Origin of the sequence: Micromonospora sp. NPDC051006, assembly GCF_044456245.1 — a bacterium.
In the GTDB taxonomy this organism is placed as follows: Bacteria; Actinomycetota; Actinomycetes; order Mycobacteriales; family Micromonosporaceae; genus Micromonospora.
In genome coordinates this window covers 274,454-295,076 of sequence record NZ_JBITFP010000001.1, presented here as the reverse complement: position 1 = coordinate 295,076, position 20,623 = coordinate 274,454, and the positions used below count along the sequence as shown (strand labels likewise).

17 protein-coding genes and 1 pseudogene are annotated in these 20,623 nt (G+C 75.0%); 11 read left to right on the top strand and 7 right to left on the bottom strand.

The window, feature by feature from the left end; all coding sequences use genetic code 11:
• Nucleotides 1-164 precede the first annotated feature (164 nt).
• Nucleotides 165-614 carry a hypothetical protein gene (locus ACIBBA_RS01400; RefSeq protein WP_396692673.1) on the top strand — a complete coding sequence of 150 codons (450 nt, stop codon included), beginning with the start codon at nt 165-167 and terminating at the stop codon, nt 612-614.
• Here ACIBBA_RS01400 and ACIBBA_RS01395 read toward each other — a convergent pair.
• Both ACIBBA_RS01395 and ACIBBA_RS01390 read right to left on the bottom strand, forming a co-directional pair.
• Nucleotides 611-1,774, bottom strand: coding sequence for a class I SAM-dependent methyltransferase (locus tag ACIBBA_RS01395; RefSeq protein WP_396692671.1), 1,164 nt, complete (start codon nt 1,772-1,774; stop codon nt 611-613). The two genes, ACIBBA_RS01400 and ACIBBA_RS01395, sit on opposite strands and share 4 nt — an antisense overlap.
• 134 nt (nt 1,775-1,908) lie before the next feature.
• Nucleotides 1,909-3,600: a DEAD/DEAH box helicase gene (locus ACIBBA_RS01390; protein ID WP_396692669.1), complete on the bottom strand. Its 1,692-nt coding sequence runs from the start codon at nt 3,598-3,600 to the stop codon at nt 1,909-1,911.
• A gap of 387 nt (nt 3,601-3,987) precedes the next feature.
• Here ACIBBA_RS01390 and ACIBBA_RS01385 point away from each other — a divergent pair.
• Nucleotides 3,988-4,592, top strand: a pseudogene (locus ACIBBA_RS01385) (ferritin-like fold-containing protein).
• A gap of 95 nt (nt 4,593-4,687) precedes the next feature.
• Here the strand turns inward: ACIBBA_RS01385 and ACIBBA_RS01380 are convergent.
• Together ACIBBA_RS01380 and ACIBBA_RS01375 are read right to left on the bottom strand one after the other, a co-directional pair.
• A complete protein-coding gene (locus tag ACIBBA_RS01380; protein WP_350875542.1) occupies nt 4,688-4,915 on the bottom strand; it encodes a DUF3107 domain-containing protein in 228 nt (75 codons plus the stop codon).
• 64 nt (nt 4,916-4,979) lie between these two features.
• Nucleotides 4,980-5,618: a TetR/AcrR family transcriptional regulator gene (locus tag ACIBBA_RS01375; protein WP_396692667.1), complete on the bottom strand. Its 639-nt coding sequence runs from the start codon at nt 5,616-5,618 to the stop codon at nt 4,980-4,982.
• A 148-nt stretch (nt 5,619-5,766) separates the two neighbouring features.
• Between ACIBBA_RS01375 and ACIBBA_RS01370 the strand changes: the two genes are divergently transcribed.
• The 6 genes from ACIBBA_RS01370 (at nt 5,767) to ACIBBA_RS01345 (ending at nt 14,155) form a co-directional block, all read left to right on the top strand.
• Nucleotides 5,767-8,832, top strand: coding sequence for a hypothetical protein (locus ACIBBA_RS01370; RefSeq protein ID WP_396692665.1), 3,066 nt, complete (start codon nt 5,767-5,769; stop codon nt 8,830-8,832).
• A 23-nt stretch (nt 8,833-8,855) separates the two neighbouring features.
• Nucleotides 8,856-9,830, top strand: coding sequence for an alpha/beta fold hydrolase (locus tag ACIBBA_RS01365; protein ID WP_396692663.1), 975 nt, complete (start codon nt 8,856-8,858; stop codon nt 9,828-9,830).
• A gap of 212 nt (nt 9,831-10,042) precedes the next feature.
• Nucleotides 10,043-10,939: a DUF3152 domain-containing protein gene (locus tag ACIBBA_RS01360; RefSeq protein ID WP_396692661.1), complete on the top strand. Its 897-nt coding sequence runs from the start codon at nt 10,043-10,045 to the stop codon at nt 10,937-10,939.
• A 132-nt stretch (nt 10,940-11,071) separates the two neighbouring features.
• Nucleotides 11,072-11,878: a DUF3152 domain-containing protein gene (locus tag ACIBBA_RS01355; protein ID WP_396692659.1), complete on the top strand. Its 807-nt coding sequence runs from the start codon at nt 11,072-11,074 to the stop codon at nt 11,876-11,878.
• A gap of 152 nt (nt 11,879-12,030) precedes the next feature.
• Complete coding sequence (gene moeZ, locus ACIBBA_RS01350; protein ID WP_357056419.1) at nt 12,031-13,212, top strand: adenylyltransferase/sulfurtransferase MoeZ; 1,182 nt, start codon at nt 12,031-12,033, stop codon at nt 13,210-13,212.
• 64 nt (nt 13,213-13,276) lie between these two features.
• Entirely contained in the window at nt 13,277-14,155 is an 879-nt protein-coding gene (locus tag ACIBBA_RS01345) for a prenyltransferase/squalene oxidase repeat-containing protein (RefSeq protein WP_396693402.1), read from the top strand.
• Nucleotides 14,156-14,258: 103 nt separating this feature from the next.
• Here the strand turns inward: ACIBBA_RS01345 and ACIBBA_RS01340 are convergent, their stop codons facing one another.
• The 3 genes from ACIBBA_RS01340 to proB are packed head-to-tail and all read right to left on the bottom strand — an operon-like array spanning nt 14,259 to nt 17,332.
• On the bottom strand, nt 14,259-14,879 hold the full coding sequence (locus tag ACIBBA_RS01340) for a hypothetical protein (RefSeq protein WP_396692656.1): 621 nt from the start codon (nt 14,877-14,879) through the stop codon (nt 14,259-14,261).
• A 10-nt stretch (nt 14,880-14,889) separates the two neighbouring features.
• On the bottom strand, nt 14,890-16,131 hold the full coding sequence (locus ACIBBA_RS01335) for a glutamate-5-semialdehyde dehydrogenase (RefSeq protein ID WP_396692654.1): 1,242 nt from the start codon (nt 16,129-16,131) through the stop codon (nt 14,890-14,892).
• 43 nt (nt 16,132-16,174) lie between these two features.
• Nucleotides 16,175-17,332, bottom strand: a complete 1,158-nt coding sequence (proB, locus tag ACIBBA_RS01330; protein WP_396692652.1) for a glutamate 5-kinase — start codon at nt 17,330-17,332, stop codon at nt 16,175-16,177.
• 13 nt (nt 17,333-17,345) lie between these two features.
• Between proB and ACIBBA_RS01325 the strand changes: the two genes are divergently transcribed.
• The 3 genes from ACIBBA_RS01325 to ACIBBA_RS01315 are packed head-to-tail and all read left to right on the top strand — an operon-like array spanning nt 17,346 to nt 20,611.
• Nucleotides 17,346-17,660: an MGMT family protein gene (locus tag ACIBBA_RS01325; protein ID WP_396692650.1), complete on the top strand. Its 315-nt coding sequence runs from the start codon at nt 17,346-17,348 to the stop codon at nt 17,658-17,660.
• A 32-nt stretch (nt 17,661-17,692) separates the two neighbouring features.
• A complete protein-coding gene (locus ACIBBA_RS01320; protein ID WP_396692648.1) occupies nt 17,693-19,108 on the top strand; it encodes an MFS transporter in 1,416 nt (471 codons plus the stop codon).
• Between the two features lie 27 nt (nt 19,109-19,135).
• On the top strand, nt 19,136-20,611 hold the full coding sequence (locus ACIBBA_RS01315; protein ID WP_396692646.1) for a pyridoxal phosphate-dependent decarboxylase family protein: 1,476 nt from the start codon (nt 19,136-19,138) through the stop codon (nt 20,609-20,611).
• The last annotated feature ends 12 nt before the right edge of the window (nt 20,612-20,623 follow it).

Sequence of the window (20,623 nt, the reverse complement as noted above, 5' to 3'; positions counted from 1 at the left end):
GAAACAATTGACTGACCGCACAAACTGTCCCATGGACGGGACTTTTTTCGGCGGAGGATGAGAGGGCGCTGGAAGCATGTCCAGCGTTGATTGTCGTCCATCAACTAAGCTCAGTGCCCGTCCCGGCACCGTCGTCCAGCACCGCAGCATCGTCGAGGAGCGCCATGGTCGAGCCGAGCCGCCCGTTGCCGTACCAGCCCGGTGCGGTAAGCCTCTTCTTCGTCGCCAAGGCCGGCGTGTTCGCCGCCGGCTTCTGGATCTGGCTGCTCGTGCTCGCGCTGCGCGGCGGGGCCGCCAGCGGTGTGCACGTGCTGGCCGCCACGGGTGCCACGACCACCACCCTGGTCGGCGTTGTGCTGGGGGTGCGGATGGCGTTGCAGCACAGCGCCGCGGTCCGGCACGCGGAGTTCAAGCGCCTGCTGGTGGACATCTCCTGGAACGCCTTCACCGCCGCCGGCAACGCCGAGAGCCCCGGCAAGGTGGTGCCGTTCCCGACCGCCTCGCCCGAGGGCGAGCGGGGACCGCACCGGGGCGAGCGGCCGTCCCCACTGGACCGCGCCATGTCGGGCGACCGCCCGCTGGGCCGCGAGCGGGGCGCCGACCGGCGGCGCTAGCCCGTGACGACCGGGGCGTCCGTGGCGAGCAGGGTCTCCAGACGCGGGCTGACTTGCCACTGGTCGACCAGTTCCCGGTAGTCCCGGCGCTGCTCGGCCGTCGGCGCCGTGCCGGTCTGCCGGGCCCGGATCAGCAGGTTGCGCGGGGTGTGTTGGGAGTCGACGAACTCCACCACCTCGGCCCGGTAGCCGTGCAGCCGGAGCAGCCCGGCCCGCAGCGCGTCGCTGAGCACGTCGGCGAACCGCTCCCGCAGGATCCCCTGCCGGGTGAGCAGCTCGTACGGCGCCGGCGCGGGCCGAGCCCGCAGCTGAGCGGCCACGTCGTGGTGACAGCACGGCGCGGCGAGCACCCAGCGGGCATTCCACCGCACCGCCCGGGCCAGCGCCTCGTCGGTCGCCGTGTCGCAGGCGTGCAGGGCCAGCACCAGATCCGGTGCCGGGTCGACCACCGCGTCGGCGATCGTGCCGGCCACGAAGCGCACCCGATCGGCCCAGCCCAGCCGCTCGGCCAACTCGGTGTTGCGCTGCCGCTGGTCCTCCCGGACGTCCACCCCGACCAGCTCGACGTCGAGCCCGCGCCCGGTCAGGTAGCGGTAGGCGGCGAAGGTCAGGTACGCGTTGCCGCAGCCCAGGTCCACCACCCGCAGCGTGCCGGTCAGCTCGTCGGGCAGGGTCGCGGCCAGCGCCCGGAGGAACGCATCGACCTGGCGGCGCTTCGCCGCCGAGCCGCCGATCTCCGCGAAGATCGGGTCGCCCGGGTCCAGCAGGTACTCCTTCTCCCGGTCGTGCCCGCCGGGCGTCGCGGCCGGCCGGGTCGCTGTGGCCCGGTGCACCTGGGCCTCGCCGGACTTGGTGACCCGCAGTTGGAGCGTCGCGTCGGCGGTCTCCACGTGCCAGTTGCCGAACGGCTCGGCCAGCAGCGCGTCCACCGCGGCAGCCGCGTCCGACCCGGCGGCGACGTTCCGGGTGTACGGGCGGGCGCCGTCGGAGGTGGAGATCTGTAGCCGGGGCCCGGCCTTGAGGGTCACCGGCCGCAGCTCGGCCCGGATCACCGAGGGGCGCTGCCCGCGCCGGCGTCCGGCGGCCACCGCCCGGGTCAGGGCGGGGTCGAGCAGCAACGCCCGGACCTCGGTCAGGGCGGCGTCCAGCGGTTCAGCCATTGCTCCATCATCCTGGTCGGTCGGTCCCGCCCCAGTGGGCGCGGGTGGTGCGGTGCGGGCGCTGCCCTGCGGGCCGGAGACGGACATCCCCCGCACCGGGGCCGGTGCGGGGGATGGGTGAACGTGGTGCGGTGTCAGTCGGCGGTCGCCTCGGCCGGCGTACCGGCGCCGGAGCCACCACCGCGACGGCGCCGGCGTCGGCGCGGCTTCGCCGACGCCTCGCCCTCACCGGTCGCGGTCTGCTCGGTGGCCCCGCCCTCGGCGGTGATCACCGCGGTCGCCTCGCCCGCGACCACCTCGCCGGCCCGGCGCCGACGCCGGCGGCGCGGGGTGCGGGTGCCCTCCTCCTCGCCGGCGGCTTCGGCGGGTGCGGCGGCGTCCGACTCGGGTGCAGCCTCGCTGCGACCCCGGCGGCGCTCGCCCCGGCCCCGGCCCTCGCCTCGACCCTCGCCCCGGCTCTCGCCGCGGCGGGAACCTGAACCCCGGCCCTCACCGCGCCGGGACCGGCCACCGCCGAGGTCCTCCTCGACCTCGGCCGAGAGCCCGGCCCGGGTCCGCTCGGCGGTGGGCAGGGTGCCCGTGACGTCGCGGGAGATGTGCAGGTCGGTGTAGAGGTGAGCGGAGGTGTGGTAGGTCTCCGCCGGCTCCGGCATGTCCAGGCCGAGCGTCTTGTCGATGATCCGCCAGCGCGGCATGTCGTCCCAGTCGACGAAGGTCACCGCGACGCCGCTCGCCCCGGCCCGGCCGGTACGGCCGATCCGGTGGGTGTAGGTGTCCTGGTCTTCCGGGCAGTCGTAGTTGATGACGTGCGTGACGCCGCTGACGTCGATGCCCCGGGCCGCCACGTCGGTGGCGACCAGCGTGTCGATCTTGCCGGCCCGGAACGCCCGCAGCGCCCGCTCACGCGCGCCCTGACCGAGGTCGCCGTGCACGGCCGCCACCGCGAAACCACGGAAGTCGAGGTCCTCGGCGACCCGGTCGGCGGCCCGCTTGGTACGGGTGAAGATGATGGTCAGGCCGCGTCCCTCCGCCTGGAGGATGCGGGCGACGATCTCGACCTTGTTCATCGAGTGGGTGCGGTAGGCCAGCTGCTCGGTCTGCGGCGACGGACCCGTCTCGGCGGTGTGCCCGGCGTGGATCGTCACCGGCCGGCGCAGGAAGCGCCGGGAGAGGGTGACGATCGGGTCCGGCATGGTCGCCGAGAAGAGCATGGTCTGCCGGTCCTCGGGAAGCATCGCGAGGATCTTCTCGACGTCGTCGAGGAAGCCCAGGTCGAGCATCCGGTCGGCCTCGTCGAGCACCAGCGCGCGCACCCGGTCGAGCCGAAGGTGCTTCTGCTTCTGCAGGTCCATCAGCCGGCCCGGGGTGCCGACCAGGATCTCGACGCCCTTGCGCAGCGCCTCGATCTGCGGCTCGTAGGCCACCCCGCCGTAGATCGGCAGCACCCGGACGCCCCGGGTGCGGCCCGCGGCGGCCAGGTCCTTGGCGACCTGGAGGCCCAGCTCACGGGTGGGAACGACGACCAGCGCCTGGGGCACGCCGTCGCTGCCCTCGCTGGGCGCGAAGACCCGCTCGAGCAGCGGTACGCCGAAGCCGAGCGTCTTGCCGGTGCCGGTCGGTGCCTGGCCGATCAGGTCGACGCCGCGCATCGCGATCGGCAGCGCGTACTCCTGAATGGCGAACGCGCGGGTGATGCCGGCCGCGGCCAGCGCGTCGACGGTCTCCTGACGCGCGCCCAGCTCGGCGAAGGTCGGTGCCTCCGGTCGTACCGGAGCGGTGGGGGCCAGCTCCTGGCCGCCCGGAATGCCTTGCGTCAAATCGCTCATGTGGATGTGGGGGTGCCCTCTCGTGGTGCGCCCCATCGTGTCCGCAGGGCGCGTTCGGTTTGGCGCGGGCCACACGGTCGGGGGCGGATCGCCGAGCCGGACCGGGCCGCACGCGCGCCGCGGGCTTCACTTCGATGAGATCGGCGCCCACGGCAACTGCTCCATACTACCTGAACCGGCCGGACGCCGTCCTGATTCCGGGTCCGGGCCGGACGGCCGGGGGAACGATATGTGTCCCGAGTCACAGGGGCAATCGGAACGGGCTGGCAGGTTCCCGGCGGAAGGGACGAGCCGCCGTCGCGGGCCCCGCGGAAGGGCACGGAACGGTAACCTGCGCTCGTGTCCGCGCCGACCACCCCCGGCACCGCCGTCACCGACCTGCTCGGCATGGTCGCCCTCGGCGAGCTGCTCGCCTTCGAGCGGATGGCCGCCGACGCGCGGCTCGCCCCGACCTGCGCCGCCGCGCCGCGCTCGGCGAGATGGCCGCCGCCGAGATCGGCAACTACCGGCGGCTCGCCGACCGGCTGATCGCACTCGGAATGTCACCCGAGGCGGCGATGGCGCCGTACGTGGAGCCGTTGCAGGGCTACCACGACTCGACCGAGCCGCGCGACTGGGCGGAAGCGGTCACCAAGGCGTACGTCGGGGACGCGATCACCGACGACTTCCTCCGGGAGATCGCCGGAGCGCTGGACGAACCGGACCGGCAGTTGGTGCTCGACGTGCTGCACGAGTCCCGGTACGCCGAGTTTGCCGCCGGCGAGATCCGGCAGGCGATCGAGGCCGACCCGCGGACGGCGGACCGGCTCTCGATGTGGGCCCGGCGGCTGGTCGGCGAGGCGCTCTCGCAGGCCGGCCGGGTCGCCGCCGCCGACCGGGGCGCGCTCACCGCGCTGATCGCACAGCCGGAGCGGGTGGATGCGCCGGCCCTGTTCCGGCAGCTGACCGCCGCGCACACCGCGCGGATGGCTGCCGCCGGGCTGAACAACTGACCCCGGCCGTGGCCCGCCAACCGGGCCGCACCGGCCACGCCGCCGGCCCCGCGACGGGCGGGCTCGACCTCACCCGTCGCGGACGCCGGGAACGCTCAGCGGACGGTGAACCCGACCGCCCGGGGGGACGCCTCGGCGATCTCGACGTAGGCGACCTTGTCGACCGGCACGATGACCCGCCGGCCCTTCTCATCCGTCAGGGACAGCGTGCCGCTGTTGTTGGCGAAGGCGTCGGTCACGATCTGCTCGATCTCGGCCGGCGACTGCGCGCTCTCCAGAACCAGCTCGCGCGGCGCGTACTGCACGCCGATCTTGACCTCCACTGTGCCTCCTCAACTGGGGCGAAATAGCCGCCGTGGGAAGGCTATCCGATCACGGCGGGGATGGTCAGGCTGACTCACCTTGCAGCGGGAAGCTGGCGATGCCACGCCAGGAGAGCGCGGCCACCAGCGCCTCGGCCTCGGCCTTCGGCACCTGACGGCCACGGGCGAGCCAGAACTGCGCGGCGGTCTCGGCGGCGCCGACCAGACCGGAGGCGAGCAGCTCGGCGTGGGCCCGGCTCACCCCGGTGTCGGAGATGATGGTGTCGGTGATCGCCGCGATGCAGCCCTGCTCGACCCGCTCCACGCGCTGCCGCACGGCCGGGTCGTTGCGCAGGTCCGATTCGAAGACCAGCCGGAACGCCTCGCTCTCGTGGTCGACGAAGTCGAAGTAGGCGCGTACCGACGCGCTGACCCGCTCCTTGTTGTCGCTGGTGCCCCGCATGGCGTCCTGGACCTTGGCCACGATCGCGTCGCAGTGCGTGTCCAGCAGCGCCAGGTAGAGCTCCATCTTGCCGGGGAAGTGCTGGTAGAGCACGGGCTTGGAGACCCCGGCCCGCTCGGCGATGTCGTCCATCGCCGCGGCGTGATAGCCCTGCGCGACGAACACCTCCTGCGCCGCAGCGAGCAGCTGCTTGCGGCGTGCGGAGCGGGGCAGGCGGGTGGGCCGGCCGGCGGTCTGTGCACCGTTCCCCACAGCGGACATGGGAACCTCCGAGTTTCTCCGTACGAGCCGGCACTTATACCCCGAACCGGTCGGGCTCGATGACCCGTCGCGGAATTGGCCCGCCGCTGTAACTTATCGCCACTGTCACCACACGGTAGCCTCAGCGGGGGCAACCAAGGAGCGCGCGGTGAGTGAAGCAGGGCAACCCGGTGCCGCCACCCCCGGCGAGCACGGCGACGGGACGGGTCAGCAGGACGATCCGAACCGTTCCGGCGGCGGATGGGCGCCCCAGGCGGCTGGTTGGTCCGGCCCCGGCGAGGGTGTGTCCTCCCGGGAGGCCGCGCCGCGCTGGCAACCCGACCCGGCCTTCGGCTGGGCGGCCTCCTCGCCCCGCCACGGTGATCTGCCGGCGCCGCTGCCCGGCCATCCCGGCGACACCGAGCCCCCGGCCCGCGTCAACGGCCACCGCACCAACGGGGTGGGACACGTCGCCGAGCAGCCGGCCGGCCGGCAGACGCCGGTGAGCGCCCCACCCGGGCTGCCCGGCGACGACCGCCGCGAGCCGGGCGCCGATCGGCTGGTGGTCCCCGCGCAGCGTCCCGCACCGGCGGTCGAGCAGCCGCCCCGGCTCAGCGAGCCGGAGACCGGCCCCGCCCGGCACTCCTCGGACGAGCAGCAGTTGCCCCGGCCGCCGCGCTGGGCCGAGACCGGGCCGCCGACCTCGGCGCCACCCGCCGTCCAGGTTCCGCCGGTCGGCACGTCCGCCTCCGGTTTCGAGGTGCCACCGGGCTTCCACGCGCCCACCGCCGAGCGCTCCGCCGGTGACGAGGCGGCGGAGCCGCGCGGCTGGGGCGACGCCTACCCGCCCGGCGGGGAGCGCCGCCCGGCGCAGCCACGGGCTGCCGCCGAGCCGCCTGCTGCCACCGAGCCACCAGCCAGCGAACCGGACTGGTCCGGGCCGAGCTGGAACCGGCCGAGCTGGGGCGCGGGCTGGGCTCCGCCGTGGTCGCGCCAGGGCGACGAGCCGACCCGGCGTCCGGGCCACGAGGGCGAGGAGCCGGCCGCGCGCCGGGTCCACGAGCACGACGAGCCGGCCGGGCGCCGGGCCCGGGAGGCCGAGGAGCCGGCGGGCCGCCGGGCCCGCGAGGAGGGAACGCCCGCCTGGGCCGCCGAGCCGCAGCAGCCGTACGAGCCGGTGCGGGCCGAGCCCGGCCAGCCGTACGAGCCGGTGCGCGCCGAGACCGCCCGGCCCTACGAGGTCACCCGTCCCGAGGCGGAGCCCGGGTACGCCGCCGAGGCCGACCGGCGCACGCCAGGAGAGCGGCCGGCCTGGGCCGGTGGGCGTCCGGCGGCCGCGCCGAGCAGTGCCCCGCCGGAGCCGGCGAGCGCACCGCCCGCCGCCGTGGAACGGCCGTCCTGGGCCACTGAGCGCCCGGCCGTGCGGCCGCCGTCCGAACCCCTGCCCGAGCGACCGTCCTGGGCCTCCGCCCCGCCGAGCGGTACGACGCCGAGCAGCGCCCCGCCCGCCCCGCCGTCCAGCGCCCCACCCGCCCCGCCGAGCAGCGCCCCACCGGCGCCGTCCAGCGCACCGCCGGCGGCCGTGCAGCGGCCGTCCTGGGCGGGTGGCCCGGGTGGTGTGTGGTCCGCGCCGCCCGACCGGCCGTCCTGGGCGGGTGGTGCGGGCCCGACGGACGCTCCGCCGGCCGCCGTCGACGTGCCCGCCGCCGACGACGCCCCGGACGTCGCGGAACTCCGCGCCGCGCGACCGTTCCGCCTCCGGCCGGAGGGCGGCGACCCGGCCGAGCCGCCGGTCCCACCGAACGCCACCCTGCCGGCCGCGCCCCGCGATCCGGGGGCCGGCCCGCGCACACCGAGCCTGCCCGGCGAACCGCCGGCCCCGACCGGCCCCGCCCGGGCCGCCGCCACGAGCGCGGCCGGGCGCAACCGTCCTTCGTACGCGCCCGCCTCGACGAGCGCCCCGCCCTATGCGGCCCGCCGATCCGCCCCCGAACCGGTAGCCGCGGCCGAGCCGGCCGACGAGCGCCGGCCGGACCCGACGGCGGCGGTGCTGCCGCAGCGCGTCCCTGCCGAGCCGGACGTGCCCGTCGTGCCGGAGCCGCCAGCCGTGGAGCCACCCGCCGAGACCCCGGAACTCGCCCGCATCGCTACCCACCTGCGTCGCGACGACGAGCCCGCCCCACCCCAGGAGCGGCCCGAAGGCTTCGACGTCAACGCGATCCTCGGCGCCGTACGCGAGGTGGCCGGCGTCCGTGACGCGTCGCTGCGACGCACCCCGGCGGGCGCCCACAGCCTCCGTCTCGACCTGTCCGACGGCGCCGATCCGGCCGAGGTGAGCCGGCAGGTCGCTCGCCTGCTCCAGGAGCGGATGGGGCTCGCCGCCGCCCCGCAGGACGTGCCGGGAGTTCCGCCGCAGCCACCACCACCGGTCCGCCGACGTGGTGCCGAGCCGCCCGCCCCACCCCAGGCGGGTGAGCGGCGCGGCGAAGGCCGGGTGGCCGAACGCCGCGTCGAGGGCCGCGCGGTGGCGGGCAGCCCGGCCGGTCGGCGGACCGCCGAGGCGCCGGCCGTCGAGGCCACGCCGTCGGCCGGGGAGGCTCCCGCCGTGGTGGAGGCCGGCCGGCCACCGCGCGCCGAGCCGGAGACGCCGCGCCGCCGCCGGCAGCCCGGGTCGCCGCGAGGTCGGGCCACGGTGGAGGAGACGCCCGGCGCCGCCGCACCGGTCGGCATGGCCACCGGTAGCCCGGCGACCATCGGGGCGTCGTACTCCGGGGGGCAGCTGACCAGCACGGAGAGCGCGCCGTCCCGACCGCTGGACACCGGCGGGGTGCCCGGTCCCCGGGTCGTGATCGACCACGTCCAGGTCAGCACCTTCGGGCTGGACGCCACCGTCGAGGTACGCCTCAACGCCGCCGACGAGAGCGCCGCCGGCTACGCCACCGGGCCGGCAGTCGACGGGTACGTCCTGCGGCTCTGCGCGGTGGCCGCCGCGGCGGCGGTGGACGAGCTGCTGCGCGGGCCGGGCAAGGCCGAAGGCGGGCGCTGTTTCGTCGAGCACGCCGCGGTGGTGCCGTTCGGCAACTGCGAGGTGGCCACGGTGGTCGTGCTGCTGGTCTGCGACGGATGGGTCGAGCAGCTCGCCGGGTCGGCGCTGGTGGCCGGCGATCCGCGCCAGGCGGTCGTCCGGGCCACCCTGGCGGCGGTCAACCGTCGGCTGGAGGCCCTGCTGGCTTGAGCATTCCGGGGGAGACTGAAGCGATGAAGCGCGCCAGTCTCTGCCCGGAGTCCCGCCTTCCAGATCACCAGGTCCCGCCGCCGTGGCCGGGGCGGGCGGTCCGCCTCGACGGCGTGGTCACCTACGTCCGTGACACCCCGGCCACCGGCCCGGACGCGGAGCCGGCCCTCTACGTCCACGGCCTGGGCGGTTCGTCGCAGAACTGGACCGACCTGGCCGGGTTGCTCGCCGACCGGCTGGACGGCCAGGCGATCGACCTGCCCGGTTTCGGTCGCAGCGAGCCTGGTCGCCGCTACACCATCCCGTCCTTCGCCGAGCGGGTGGCCCGGTGGATCGAGCACTCCGACCGTGGGCCGGTGCACCTGTTCGGCAACTCTCTCGGCGGGGCGATCTGCGTGCAGGTGGCTGGCCTGCGCCCCGATCTGGTGCGGACGCTGACCCTGGTCTCCCCGGCGCTGCCCTTCCTCGACTTCCGACGCTCGTTGCAGGGGCGGATGCTGCCGCTGCTCGCCCTGCCCGGGGCGGAGCGCCTCGCCGCCCGGCACCTGACCCAGCTCGCCCCCGAGGTGATGGCCCAGCAGGTGCTGGAGGCCTGTGTCGCCGACGTCAGCCGGATCTGTGAACAGCGCCGGCAGGAGGCGGTGGCGGAGATCCTGGTCCGCTACCAGGCCGAGCACTACGCGGCCGCGTACGTCCGCACGTTCCGTGGCTTGGTCTCCAGCTTCCTGCGGTCGTACCTGCCCGGACCGGGGTCGATGTGGCGGCTGGCCCGGGCGGTGCGGGCGCCGACCCTGGTCGTCGGGGGCCGCCAGGACCGGTTGGTGGACGTCCGGGTCGCGCCGCAGACCGCCCGGGTGATCCCGGACAGTCGGCTGCTCATGCTCGACGGCGTCGGCCACGTGGCGCAGCTCGAGGTGCCCCGGCTGGTGGCCCGTGCGGTGCTGGCTCTGCTCGCCGAAACGGAGGAGTCCGCGCGCCGGTCTGATCTGGCAGGCTGAGCCGGATGCCCAGCTCACCGCCACGCCGCGCGGCCGATCCGGTCCCGCCGGCCGCCCGTCGCCCGGTCGGCCAACCGCTCGCCGCCGCCCGTCCGGCCTCCGGGCGAGCCGCGCCGCATGGGCCGGGCGAGTCCCCGAACGCCCCGGTGTCGCGTGGGCCGCGCGAGTCCCCGAACGCCCCGGTGCCGCGTGGGCCGGGCGAGCCGCCGAACGTGGCTACCTCGGTCCGGCGGGGCGGGCCACCGGGCCACCCCGCCGGGCCGGGCGGATCGCGCTCCGGTGCCCGACCGCGGCGCCGCCGGGGCAAGCTGCTCCAGTCGCTCGCGCTGCTCGCCGCGGCGCTGCTGGCCGTCGGGGCGGCGGTGACGGTGGCCGCCGAACATCCGGAGGTCGAACCGGCCCGGGAGGTCCGCGAGGAGGCGTTGCCGCTGGTGGCCGCGCCACTGGCACCGGCCGCCCCGCCGTCGCCCACCCCGTCGCCGTCGACCCCGCCACGGCCGGTGTTCCAGCTGTCCGGGTCGTTCCCGTCGGCCGGCCCCGGGCGGTTCGGCTACGACGAGCGCACCGGGCCGGTGCTGGGCGAGGCCGGGCAGGTGCAGCGCTACCGGGTCGCGATCGAGTCGGGCAGCGGCGAGGACGCCACCGAGTTCGGGCAGGCGGTGCAGGTCGCGCTGACCGGGCCGGGCAGCTGGGTGGACAGCCGCCGGCTGCGGTTGCGTCAGGTGCCGGGTGACGCCGACGCGCACTTCACGGTCTATCTGGCGACGGCTCGCACGGCGGGGCAGATGTGCGCCAGAGGTGGCGTCGACATCCGGATCAACGGTCGTCCGTACACCTCCTGCCGGGCGCCGGGCAAGGTGATCATCAACCTGGACCGTTGGCGGCTCTCCGTCCCGCACTTCGTCCAGGCGCGGATCCCGTTGTCGGTGTACCGGACGTACGTGGTCAACCATGAGGTCGGGCACCAGTTGGGGCACCGTCACGAGCGCTGCCCCGGCAGCGGCCGGCCGGCGCCGGTGATGATGCAGCAGACCCTTTTCCTGAACGGTTGCGTGGCCAACCCGTGGCCATACCGGAACGGTCGCCGCTACGCCGGCCCACCGCTGTGATCTGACCCTTTGCCCTCTTTGTCGTCTATTTGGCGATTCATGCCCGTTATGGCGAAGAGGATGCTTCGCAATTGCGGCGGCATTGGCGTTAAAAGCGGGGAAATGCCCGTTTAATCTGGCACGCTGGGATTCATGACGTCGTCGTCCCCTTACGGCCCGCCTGGCCGTACCGGCCCGCCCAGTCCGCGCCGGCGCGCCGCGCTGGTCCGGATGTACCGGCGTCGCCGTCGCACCCTGCTGCTCACCCTGGTGCTGGTCCTGGCGGCGGCCGTCGGGGTGGCCGTGGCCCGGACCGGTGCCCCGCCGCCGGCCCCCGCCGGCCAGGTCCGGCTCCCCCAGGGGGTCGGGGCGCACGCCGCGCCGCACGTCGTCCCCTCGGTGGGCGCGGGCCGGTTCGCCGTCGCCGAGGGCCGCACCGAGGTGCGGGGCGAGGACGGCCCGCTGCGCCGCTACCGGGTCGTCGTCGAGCAGGGCACCGGCCAGGACGCCGACGCGTTCGCGGCGACCGTGGACGAGACGCTGGGCGACCCGCGCAGCTGGATCGCCTCGGGGGAGCTGCGGGTGCAGCGGGTCGCCGAGGTGGCCGCCGCCGACTTCACCGTCTACCTGGCCACCCCGGTGACCTCCGAGCGGATGTGCGCCGAGGGTGGGCTGAGCACCGAGGGCTACACGTCCTGCCGACTGCCCGGCCAGGTGATCATCAATTTGGCCCGCTGGATGGAGGCGGTCCCCGACTACGGCGCCCCCCTCTCGGTCTACCGGACGTACGTGATCAACCACGAGGTCGGGCACGAGTTCGACGAGGGGCACGAGGCCTGCCCGGGACCGGGCCAGCCGGCGCCGGTCATGCAGCAGCAGACGTACGGCCTGGACGGCTGCCTCGCCAACGCCTGGCCCTACCTCGACGGCCGCCGGTACGCGGGCGAGATCGTGCCCTGACCCACCGGTCCACGCCGCGCTGGATCCAGGCATCGGTGGTTGGCTTTATTCCCGGTCCCGGATGCCGGGCTACGTGTCCTCCCTCATGGCCGACCGGGCCCCCGCCGAGCGACAATGGCCCGGTTTAGACCGCCGATCCCGGGGAGTCCACCGTGTCGTTGCCCCCGCTCGTCGAGCCCGCCGCCGAGCTGACCGTAGACGAGATCCGCCGCTACTCACGCCACCTGATCATCCCGGATGTCGGGGTCGAGGGGCAGAAGCGGCTGAAGAACGCCCGGGTGCTCTGTGTCGGCGCCGGCGGCCTGGGCTCGCCGGCCCTGATGTACCTCGCCGCGGCCGGGGTCGGCACCCTCGGCATCATCGACTTCGACACCGTCGACGAGTCCAACCTCCAGCGCCAGATCATCCACGGTGTCTCCGACATCGGGCGCTCGAAGGCCGAGTCGGCCGCCGCGAGCATCCGCGAGATCAACCCGCTGGTCAACGTGGAGATCCACAACACCGCGCTGGACCGGGAGAACGTCCGCGAGATCTTCGCCCAGTACGACCTGATCGTCGACGGCACCGACAACTTCGCCACCCGCTACATGGTGAACGACGCGGCGGTGCTGCTCGGCAAGCCGTACGTCTGGGGCTCGATCTACCGGTTCGACGGCCAGGCGTCGGTGTTCTGGGCCGAGCACGGCCCCTGCTACCGCTGCCTCTACCCGGAGCCCCCGCCGCCCGGCATGGTCCCCTCCTGCGCCGAGGGCGGCGTGCTCGGTGTGCTCTGCGCCTCGATCGGCGCGATCCAGGTCACCGAGGCGATCAAGCTGCTCACCGGGATCGGTGAGCCGCTGGTCGGCGGGCTGATGGTCTACGACGCCCTGGAGATGTCGTACCGCAAGATCAAGGTTCGGAAGGACCCGAACTGCGCGCTCTGCGGCGAGAACCCCACCGTCACCGACCTGCTGGAGGACTACGAGGACTTCTGCGGGGCGGTCTCGGTCGAGGCGCAGGAGGCGACGGTCGACGCGACCATCACCGCGCTCGAGCTCAAGGAGTGGCAGGACGCCGGCAAGGACATCTTCCTGGTCGACGTGCGGGAGCCGGCCGAGTACGACATCGTCCGGATCCCCGGCTCCACGCTGATCCCGAAGGGCGACATCCTCTCCGGCGACGCGCTCGCCCGGCTGCCGCAGGACCGGCAGATCGTGCTGCACTGCAAGTCCGGCGTGCGTTCCGCGGAGGCGCTGGCCGCGCTCAAGGCGGCCGGGTTCCGGGACGCGGTGCACGTGCAGGGCGGCGTGCTCTCCTGGATCAAGCAGGTCGACCCGGCGCTGCCCGCGTACTGACTGTCACGTCGAAGGGGTCCTTCCGGCACCGGAAGGGCCCCTTCGCGTACCCGGGGTGGGCGGTGTGACCTCGGCCGAGCTACCGAGGCGAAATCGCGTTTGCGCCGGTAGCGTGTCCGCCGTGGTCGACTTGGACGCCGCGATCGGCTTCGTCGTGGCTCACGGAGATGCGGTGGAGCGTGCCCGCCTCTCCCGGCTCCGTACCGGCGCGCCGACGCCGCCGGAGCTGCTCGACGTGGCCGAGGCCGGGCAGTCGCCCGACGGCGGGTGGCCGGCGACCCTGGACGGCGACGTCGCCTCGGTGGACGCCACCTGCTTCCGGCTGGCCGAGCTCGACGACCTCGGCGCGCTCGGTCGGCCCGCCGCCCGCAAGGCGCTGGACTGGCTGGCCGCCCGGCAGCTCGCCGACGGCGGCTGGGAGGAGGACGAGTCGCTGGCCGGCGTGGCCCCGTCCTGGGCCCGGCCCGGCGACCCGGAAGCCCGCTTCTTCCTCACCGCGAACGCCGGCTACTGGCTCGCGGTCGCCGGCCGGGACGCCCGCGCCGGCGGCCCGCTCGACAGCCGGGTGGGCGGGGCGTACGCCGGTGTGGTGCACGGCGCGGCGGAGGCGCTCGCCGGGCAGTTGGGCCCGGACGGCAGTTGGCCGTCGTACCTGGCGGCGGGGTGGCTGAGCGCGGCCGTCTTCCACGGGCAGCATCGCTACGACGAGTCGGCGCGGATCCTGGTGGCGCTCGCCAGCCGGCTGCCCGGGATGTCCGCGGCGGACGCCGCCTGGCTGGCCGCGACGCTGCGCCGGGTGGACCTCGACGGCACCCACCCGACGATGCTGGCCGCCCACCGCCGGCTGGCCGAGACGCAGCGCAGCGACGGTGGGTGGGAGAGCGACGACGGGCACCAGTTCGACGTGCACACCACCCTGGCCGCCATCCGCGGCTGCCGCTGAGCCGCCCGCCGCACGAGCGGCGGCTCCCGGCTGAGGACCCCGGTCGGCCGTCGCCGGCCGGCTGGGCGACGGTCAGGCTGACCGCCCGCCGCGTGAATTGCGGTCAGTCGGACAGGCCGGCGTCGATCAGCAGCCGCCGCCAGTTGTCGGCGTACCCGCCGGCGTTCCGTCCCCGACGCAGCCGCTCGTCGCGTACGCCCGGCCCGAGGACGGTCGCCACCAGCTCCGGGTAGCCCGGGCCGAGCACATGCTGGTCGAAGAAGGTGGCGGTGTCGGGCGCGATGACGGCGAAGGGCACGTCCTCGTCCGGGTGCTTGTACTGGTGGACGTAGTCGTCCGGCTCCATCCAGTAGACGTCGAGGTCCGTCCGGTCCAGATAGATCGAGCCGCCGCCGGCGATCTCGGCGCGCAGCCGCGGCGGGATACTGCGTAGCTCCGCCCCGAGGGTCAGAGGGCTGCCCATCGGGTCGTTCGGGTTGACGACGTCCGCCGCCCACGCCGCCGGGCTGCGGACCTCCGTCGGCGGGAAGAACCGGAAGTTGTCCCCCTCCAGCCAGCTGAACAGGCTGAGCACCTCGGTGACCCCGGGCAGGTCGGGCAGCGGCGGCAAGGGCTCGGGCGCCCCGATGACCACCCCGGAGTCGTGCTCGGCCGCCAGCCCGCGCAGCAGCGCCAGCTTCCGTTCGATCCGGGCCAGCGCGGCGGTGTCGTCCCGAGCGTCCATCCGGCGCAGGCTAGCGCAGGTGGCCGTCGCCGGTCACCACGTACTTGGTGCTGGTCAGCTCGGGCAGCCCCATCGGGCCGCGGGCGTGCAGCTTCTGGGTGGAGATGCCGATCTCGGCGCCGAAGCCGAACTCGCCGCCGTCGGTGAACCGGGTGGAGGCGTTGACCATCACGGCCGCCGCGTCCACTCGGGCCACGAACTCCCGGGCCGCGGTGGCCGAGTCGGTGACGATCGCTTCGGTGTGGCCGGTGCCGTAGCGCCGGATGTGCGCGACCGCCGCGTCGAGCGAGTCGACCACGGCGACCGAGATGTCGGCGGAGAGGTACTCGGTGGCGAAGTCCTCGTCGGTGGCCGGCACGACCGCCGCGGAGTGCGCGGCGACCCGCTCGTCGCCGTGCACGCTCACCCCCGCCTCGGCGAAGGCGGCCAGCACCGGGGGCAGGAAGGCGTCGGCGACCCGCGCGTGCACCAGCAGCGACTCGGCGGTGTTGCAGGTGGAGAGGCGCTGGGTCTTGGCGTTCAGCGTGATCGCGACGGCCTTCGCCAGGTCGGCGGCGGCGTCCACGTAGACGTGGCAGTTGCCCACGCCGGTCTCGATCACCGGCACGGTGGACTCCTCGACCACGGTGCGGATCAGCGACGCGCCGCCGCGCGGGATCAGCACGTCGACCAGGCCGCGGGCGCGCATCAGCTCCTTGACCGACTCCCGGGAGGTGGCGTCGAGCAGCTGCACCGCGTCGGCCGGCAGCCCGGCGCCGGCGATCGCGTCGCGCAGCACCACGACCAGCGCGGCGTTGGAGTGAGCGGCGGAGGAGGAACCGCGCAGCAGTGCCGCGTTGCCCGACTTCAGGCAGATCCCGGCGGCGTCGACGGTCACGTTGGGGCGGGCCTCGTAGATGATGCCGACCACGCCGAACGGCACCCGGATCTGGCGCAGCTCCAGCCCGTTGGGCAGGGTCGAGCCGCGGACCACCTCACCCACCGGGTCGGGCAGCGCGGCCATCTGTCGCAGTGCGTCGGCGATGCCGGCCACCCGGCCCTCGTCGAGAGCGAGCCGGTCCAGCACGGCCGCGCTCAGCCCGGCCTCCCGGCCGGCCGCCAGGTCCGCCGCGTTCGCGGTCAGGATCTCCGGGGTACGCGCCACCAGCGTGTCGGCCATCGCGGCCAGCGCGGCGTCCTTTGTCGTACGGGTCGCCACGGCCAGCGCGTTCGCCGCCTCGCGGGCCCGTCGCGCCTGTTCGGTCACGGTCACGCCGGCACTCCTCCAGTGTTGGGCGGGGCACCCGCGGCCCCGATCACAGCAGCACCAGGTCGTCGCGGTGGACGACCTCCCGTTCGTACGCCGGGCCGAGCGCCGCGGCGAGTTCCGACGTGGAGCGACCGAGCAGCCCGGGCAGCTCCACCGCGTCGTAGTTGACCAGCCCCCGGGCCACCGGCGCGCCTTCGGCGTCGACCAGGTCCACGGGATCGCCGGCGGTGAACGCGCCGTCGACCGCGGTGATGCCGGCCGGCAGCAGCGACTTGCGCCGCCCGACCACCGCGGCGACCGCGCCCGGGTCGAGGTGCAGCCGGCCCCGGGGCGCGGTGGCGTGCGCGAGCCAGAACAGCCGCGCGGCGGGGCGTTGCCGCTGCGGGTGGAAGAGGGTGCCGACCGGTTCGCCGGCCAGCACCGGGCCGGCCAGCGGGGCCGCGGTGAGCACCACCGGGATGCCGAAGCCGGTCGCGATCCGGGCCGCCTCGACCTTGGTGACCATGCCGCCGGTGCCGACCCCGGAGCGGCCGGTCCCGCCGATGGTGACGCCCGCGAGATCCTGCTCGTCGCGGACCTCGGTGATCCGGGTGGAGCCCGGCCGGGCCGGGTCGCCGGTCCAGAGCGCGTCCACGTCGGAGAGGAGCACCAGCAGGTCGGCGTGGACGAGCGCGGCGACCAGCGCGGCCAGCCGGTCGTTGTCGCCGAACCGGATCTCCTCGGTGGCCACCGTGTCGTTCTCGTTGACGATCGGCACCGCCCGCAGGTCGAGCAGCTTGCGCAGGGTGCGGTACGCGTTGCGGTAGTGCGCGCGCCGGGTCACGTCGTCGACGGTCAGCAGCACCTGCCCGACGGTCAGTCCGTGCCGGGCGAAGCTGGCCGCGTACCGGCCGATCAACTTGCCCTGGCCGACGCTGGCGGCGGCCTGCTGGGTGGCCAGGTCGCGCGGGCGCCGGGGCAGACCCAGCGGGGCCAGACCGGCCGCGATGGCGCCGGAGGAGACCAGCACCACCTCCCGGCCGTCGGCAGCGAGCCCGCCGAGGGTGTCGACCAGCGCGTCGACCCGCTCGTTGGCCAGCCCGCCGGTCGCGGTGGTCAGCGAGGAGGATCCGATCTTGACGACGACCCGTCGGGCCGCCGTGACAGCGTCGCGCACCCGCCCATTCTGCGTGGTCAGGGCGGCAGCGCCCGGCGGCGTTCCCATATGGTGGCCGATTGTGACACCTGACGAGTACGTCGAGGCGGTGCTCGACCTGGTCGACCGGATCCCGCCGGGGCGGGTGATGTCCTACGGCGCGGTCGCCGACGCGTTGGCCGAGCGTTCGGGTCGCGCCTCGGCGCGGTTGGTCGGCAACATCATGGCCCGGCACGGCGGCTCGGTCCCCTGGCACCGGGTGGTCACCTCCGCCGGCCGGCTGCCGCCGGGGCACGAGCGGGAGGCCCGGGCCCGGCTACGCGCCGAGGGGACGCCGTTGCGCGGGGACGGGGTGGACATCGGGGCGGCCGGCTGGTCGCCGGAAGAGGGGGTGTGACCGCCGCCATAACGTGAGTAACATTCGGCGCCATGGACGCGCCGCCGGCTGGGCCGGCTTCCGTCCCGGGCGGTCTGCCGCGTCGGGTGCACGGCGGTTACGCGCTCGGTTCGCTGGCCACCGGCGCCTTCGGCACCGTGCCCGGGCTGCTGTTGCTGCCCTACCTGACGGACACGCTGGGCGTGGCCGCCGGTCTGGCCGCCCTGCTGGTGCTCCTGCCGAAGGCGTGGGACGTGCTGGTCAACCCGGTGGCCGGCCGGATCTCCGACCGCACCCGGTCCCGTTGGGGAGCCCGCCGCCCGTACCTGCTCTTCGCCGGGCTCGCGCTCGCCCTGCTCTTCGCCGCCATCTTCGCCGCGCCGTTCGGTGCCGGCGGAGCCGCCGCCGCGTACGCGGCGTTCGCCTTCCTCGCCACCGCCACGGCGTTCGCCTTCTTCCAGGTGCCGTACGTGGCGATGCCGGCCGAACTGACCGACGACTACGCCGAGCGCACCCGGCTGATGACGTGGCGGATCGCGGTGCTGGCGCTGGCCATCCTGATCTCCGGTGCGGTGGCGCCGGTGGTGGTGACCGCGGGTGGCGAGGGGCTGGCCGGGCACCGGTGGATGGGACTCTTCGTCGCGGTGCTGATCGCCCTGGGCGCGGTCGGCGCGTTCCTCGGCACCCGGGCCGCCCCGACGGGCGCGGTGCGGGACAGCGAGCCGAGCCTGCGCGCGCAGCTCGCGGTGGCCGGCCGCAACCGGCCGTTCCGGGCGCTGCTGATCTGCTTCGTGGTGCAGTCCGCCGGGGTGGCCACCGTCCTCGCCGGGGTCAACTACTTCGCCGATCAGATCCTGCGCGATCCGCAGACCGGCGCGACCCTGCTCTTCGCCTCCTTCGTCGGGCCGGCGCTACTGGTGATGCCGCTCTGGACCCGGGTGGGCGCGCGGGTGGGCAAGCTCGCCGCGCTGGTCGCCGCCTCGCTGCTCTTCGCCCTGGGCGCGCTGGCGCTGATCGCCGCCCCGGTGCTGCCGGCGGCGGCGGTCTACCTCGTGGTCGCGTTGATCGGCGTCGGGTACGCCGGTCAGCAGGTCTTCGCGCTCGCGATGCTGCCGGACTGCATCGCCTGGGACGAGGCGCGCACCGGCCGGCGGCAGGCCGGGGTCTTCACCGGGATCTGGACCGCCGGGGAGACCTTGGGGCTGGCGCTGGGCCCGGGCATCTACGGCCTGGTGCTCCAGTTGACCGGCTACGTCTCGTCCGACACCGGCACCGCCGCCGCCCAGTCCGACACCGCCCGCCTCGGCATCCTGCTCGGCTTCACCGTCCTGCCCGCCCTCCTGGTCGCCGCGGCGCTGCTCCTGCTCCGCCCCTACGACCTGACCCCCGCCCGCCTGGCCGCCGCCGCTGCCACCCAGCCCAACGCCCGCGTCGATCATGCAGTTGTGGTGGGGGACGAAAGCCGTTGACCCGCACGGAAAGGGCACCATAACTCCATGATCGACGAAGCGAACGGTGGGAGCGCGTTACCGGAGCGGGGGGTGCCCGCGGAGCGGGTGCTCGACGAGGTCCGAGGGCTGCGGGCGGGGGACCGGCCGACGCACGGGGGGCGGCTCTTCGCGTACGTCTACGACCCGGCGGTGCCCGGTCTGGACGAGCTGGCCGCCGCCGCGCACGCGGCGAGCGCGCACGTCAACGGGCTCGACCCGACCGCCTTTCCGTCCCTGCTCGCCATGGAGAACGCCCTGGTCGGCGCGGCCGGCCGGCTGCTCGGCGGCGGCCCGGGCGGCACCGCCCCGGACGTCGTCGGCAGCGTCACCAGCGGTGGCACCGAGTCGCTGATCCTGGCGGTCAAGGCCGCCCGGGACGCCCACCCCGAGATCGCCGCGCCCCGCATCGTGGTCCCGTCCAGCGGGCACGCCGCCTTCGCCAAGGCCGCGCACTACCTGCGGGTGGCGCTCGACGTGGTGCCGGTCTCCGCCGAGACGCTGCGCCCCGACCCGGCCGAGATGGCCGCGGCGATCCGGCCGGAGACCGTCCTGGTGGCCTGCTCCGCCCCGTCGTACGCGCACGGCGTCGTCGACCCGGTCGGTGAGATCGCCGCGGCCGCCGCGGGGGTTGAGGTGCGCTGTCACGTGGACGCCTGCTTCGGCGGCTGGACCCTGCCCTACCTGCGCCGGCTCGGCACGCCGGTCCCGGCGTTCGACTTCGCCGTGCCCGGGGTCACCTCGATCTCGGTCGACCTGCACAAGTATGCGTACGCCCCGAAGGGTGTCTCGGTGCTGCTGCACCGGGATCCGGCGCTGCGCGCGCCGCAGTACTTCGCCTACGCCGACTGGCCCGGGTACACGATGGTCAACCCGACCATCGCCTCGACCCGCTCCGGCGGCCCGATCGCCGCCGCGTACGCCACCCTGCGCCACCTCGGCGACGACGGCTACCTGCGGCTGGCGTCGCTGACCCGGGACGCGGTCGCCGGGCTGGCCACCGCGGTACGCGCCGTCGACGGGCTGCGACTGATGGCCGAGCCGGAGTCCACCGTGGTCTGCTTCACCAGCACCGATCCCGACCTGGATCTGTTCGTGCTGGTCGACGAGCTGGCCGGGCGCGGTTGGCACACCCAGCCGCAGCTGTCGTACGCCGACCTGCCGGCCAGCGTGCACCTCACCGTCACCGCCTCGGTGGCCCCCCGGGTGGCCGAGTTCGGCCCGGACCTGGCCGCCGCGGTGACCGCGGCCCGGGCCGCCGGGCCGGTCGAGCTGCCCGCCGAGCTGCGCGCCCTCGCGGGCACCCTGACCGCGGACACGCTCACCCCGGACCTGGTCGCCGGCCTCGCCGCCGGCCTGGGCCTCGATGGGGGAGTGCCGGGCCGGATGGCCGTGGTGAACACGCTGCTCGACGCCGCCCCACCGGCGTTGCGGGAGCGGCTGCTGGTCGAGTTCGTCGGCCTGCTGCAACGACCCAGCTGGTAGGACCGGCGCGGC

What these genes read in the sequence shown, in the direction of transcription:
- ACIBBA_RS01375 (WP_396692667.1), bottom strand. Translation starts at nt 5,618, where the DNA reads ATGTCCGCTGTGGGGAACGGTGCACAGACCGCCGGCCGGCCCACCCGC.
- ACIBBA_RS01390 (WP_396692669.1), bottom strand. Translation starts at nt 3,600, where the DNA reads ATGAGCGATTTGACGCAAGGCATTCCGGGCGGCCAGGAGCTGGCCCCC.
- ACIBBA_RS01320 (WP_396692648.1), top strand. Translation starts at nt 17,693, where the DNA reads ATGGACGCGCCGCCGGCTGGGCCGGCTTCCGTCCCGGGCGGTCTGCCG.
- proB (WP_396692652.1), bottom strand. Translation starts at nt 17,332, where the DNA reads ATGGGAACGCCGCCGGGCGCTGCCGCCCTGACCACGCAGAATGGGCGG.
- ACIBBA_RS01315 (WP_396692646.1), top strand. Translation starts at nt 19,136, where the DNA reads ATGATCGACGAAGCGAACGGTGGGAGCGCGTTACCGGAGCGGGGGGTG.
- ACIBBA_RS01365 (WP_396692663.1), top strand. Translation starts at nt 8,856, where the DNA reads ATGAAGCGCGCCAGTCTCTGCCCGGAGTCCCGCCTTCCAGATCACCAG.
- ACIBBA_RS01400 (WP_396692673.1), top strand. Translation starts at nt 165, where the DNA reads ATGGTCGAGCCGAGCCGCCCGTTGCCGTACCAGCCCGGTGCGGTAAGC.
- ACIBBA_RS01340 (WP_396692656.1), bottom strand. Translation starts at nt 14,879, where the DNA reads ATGGACGCTCGGGACGACACCGCCGCGCTGGCCCGGATCGAACGGAAG.
- ACIBBA_RS01355 (WP_396692659.1), top strand. Translation starts at nt 11,072, where the DNA reads ATGACGTCGTCGTCCCCTTACGGCCCGCCTGGCCGTACCGGCCCGCCC.
- ACIBBA_RS01395 (WP_396692671.1), bottom strand. Translation starts at nt 1,774, where the DNA reads ATGGCTGAACCGCTGGACGCCGCCCTGACCGAGGTCCGGGCGTTGCTG.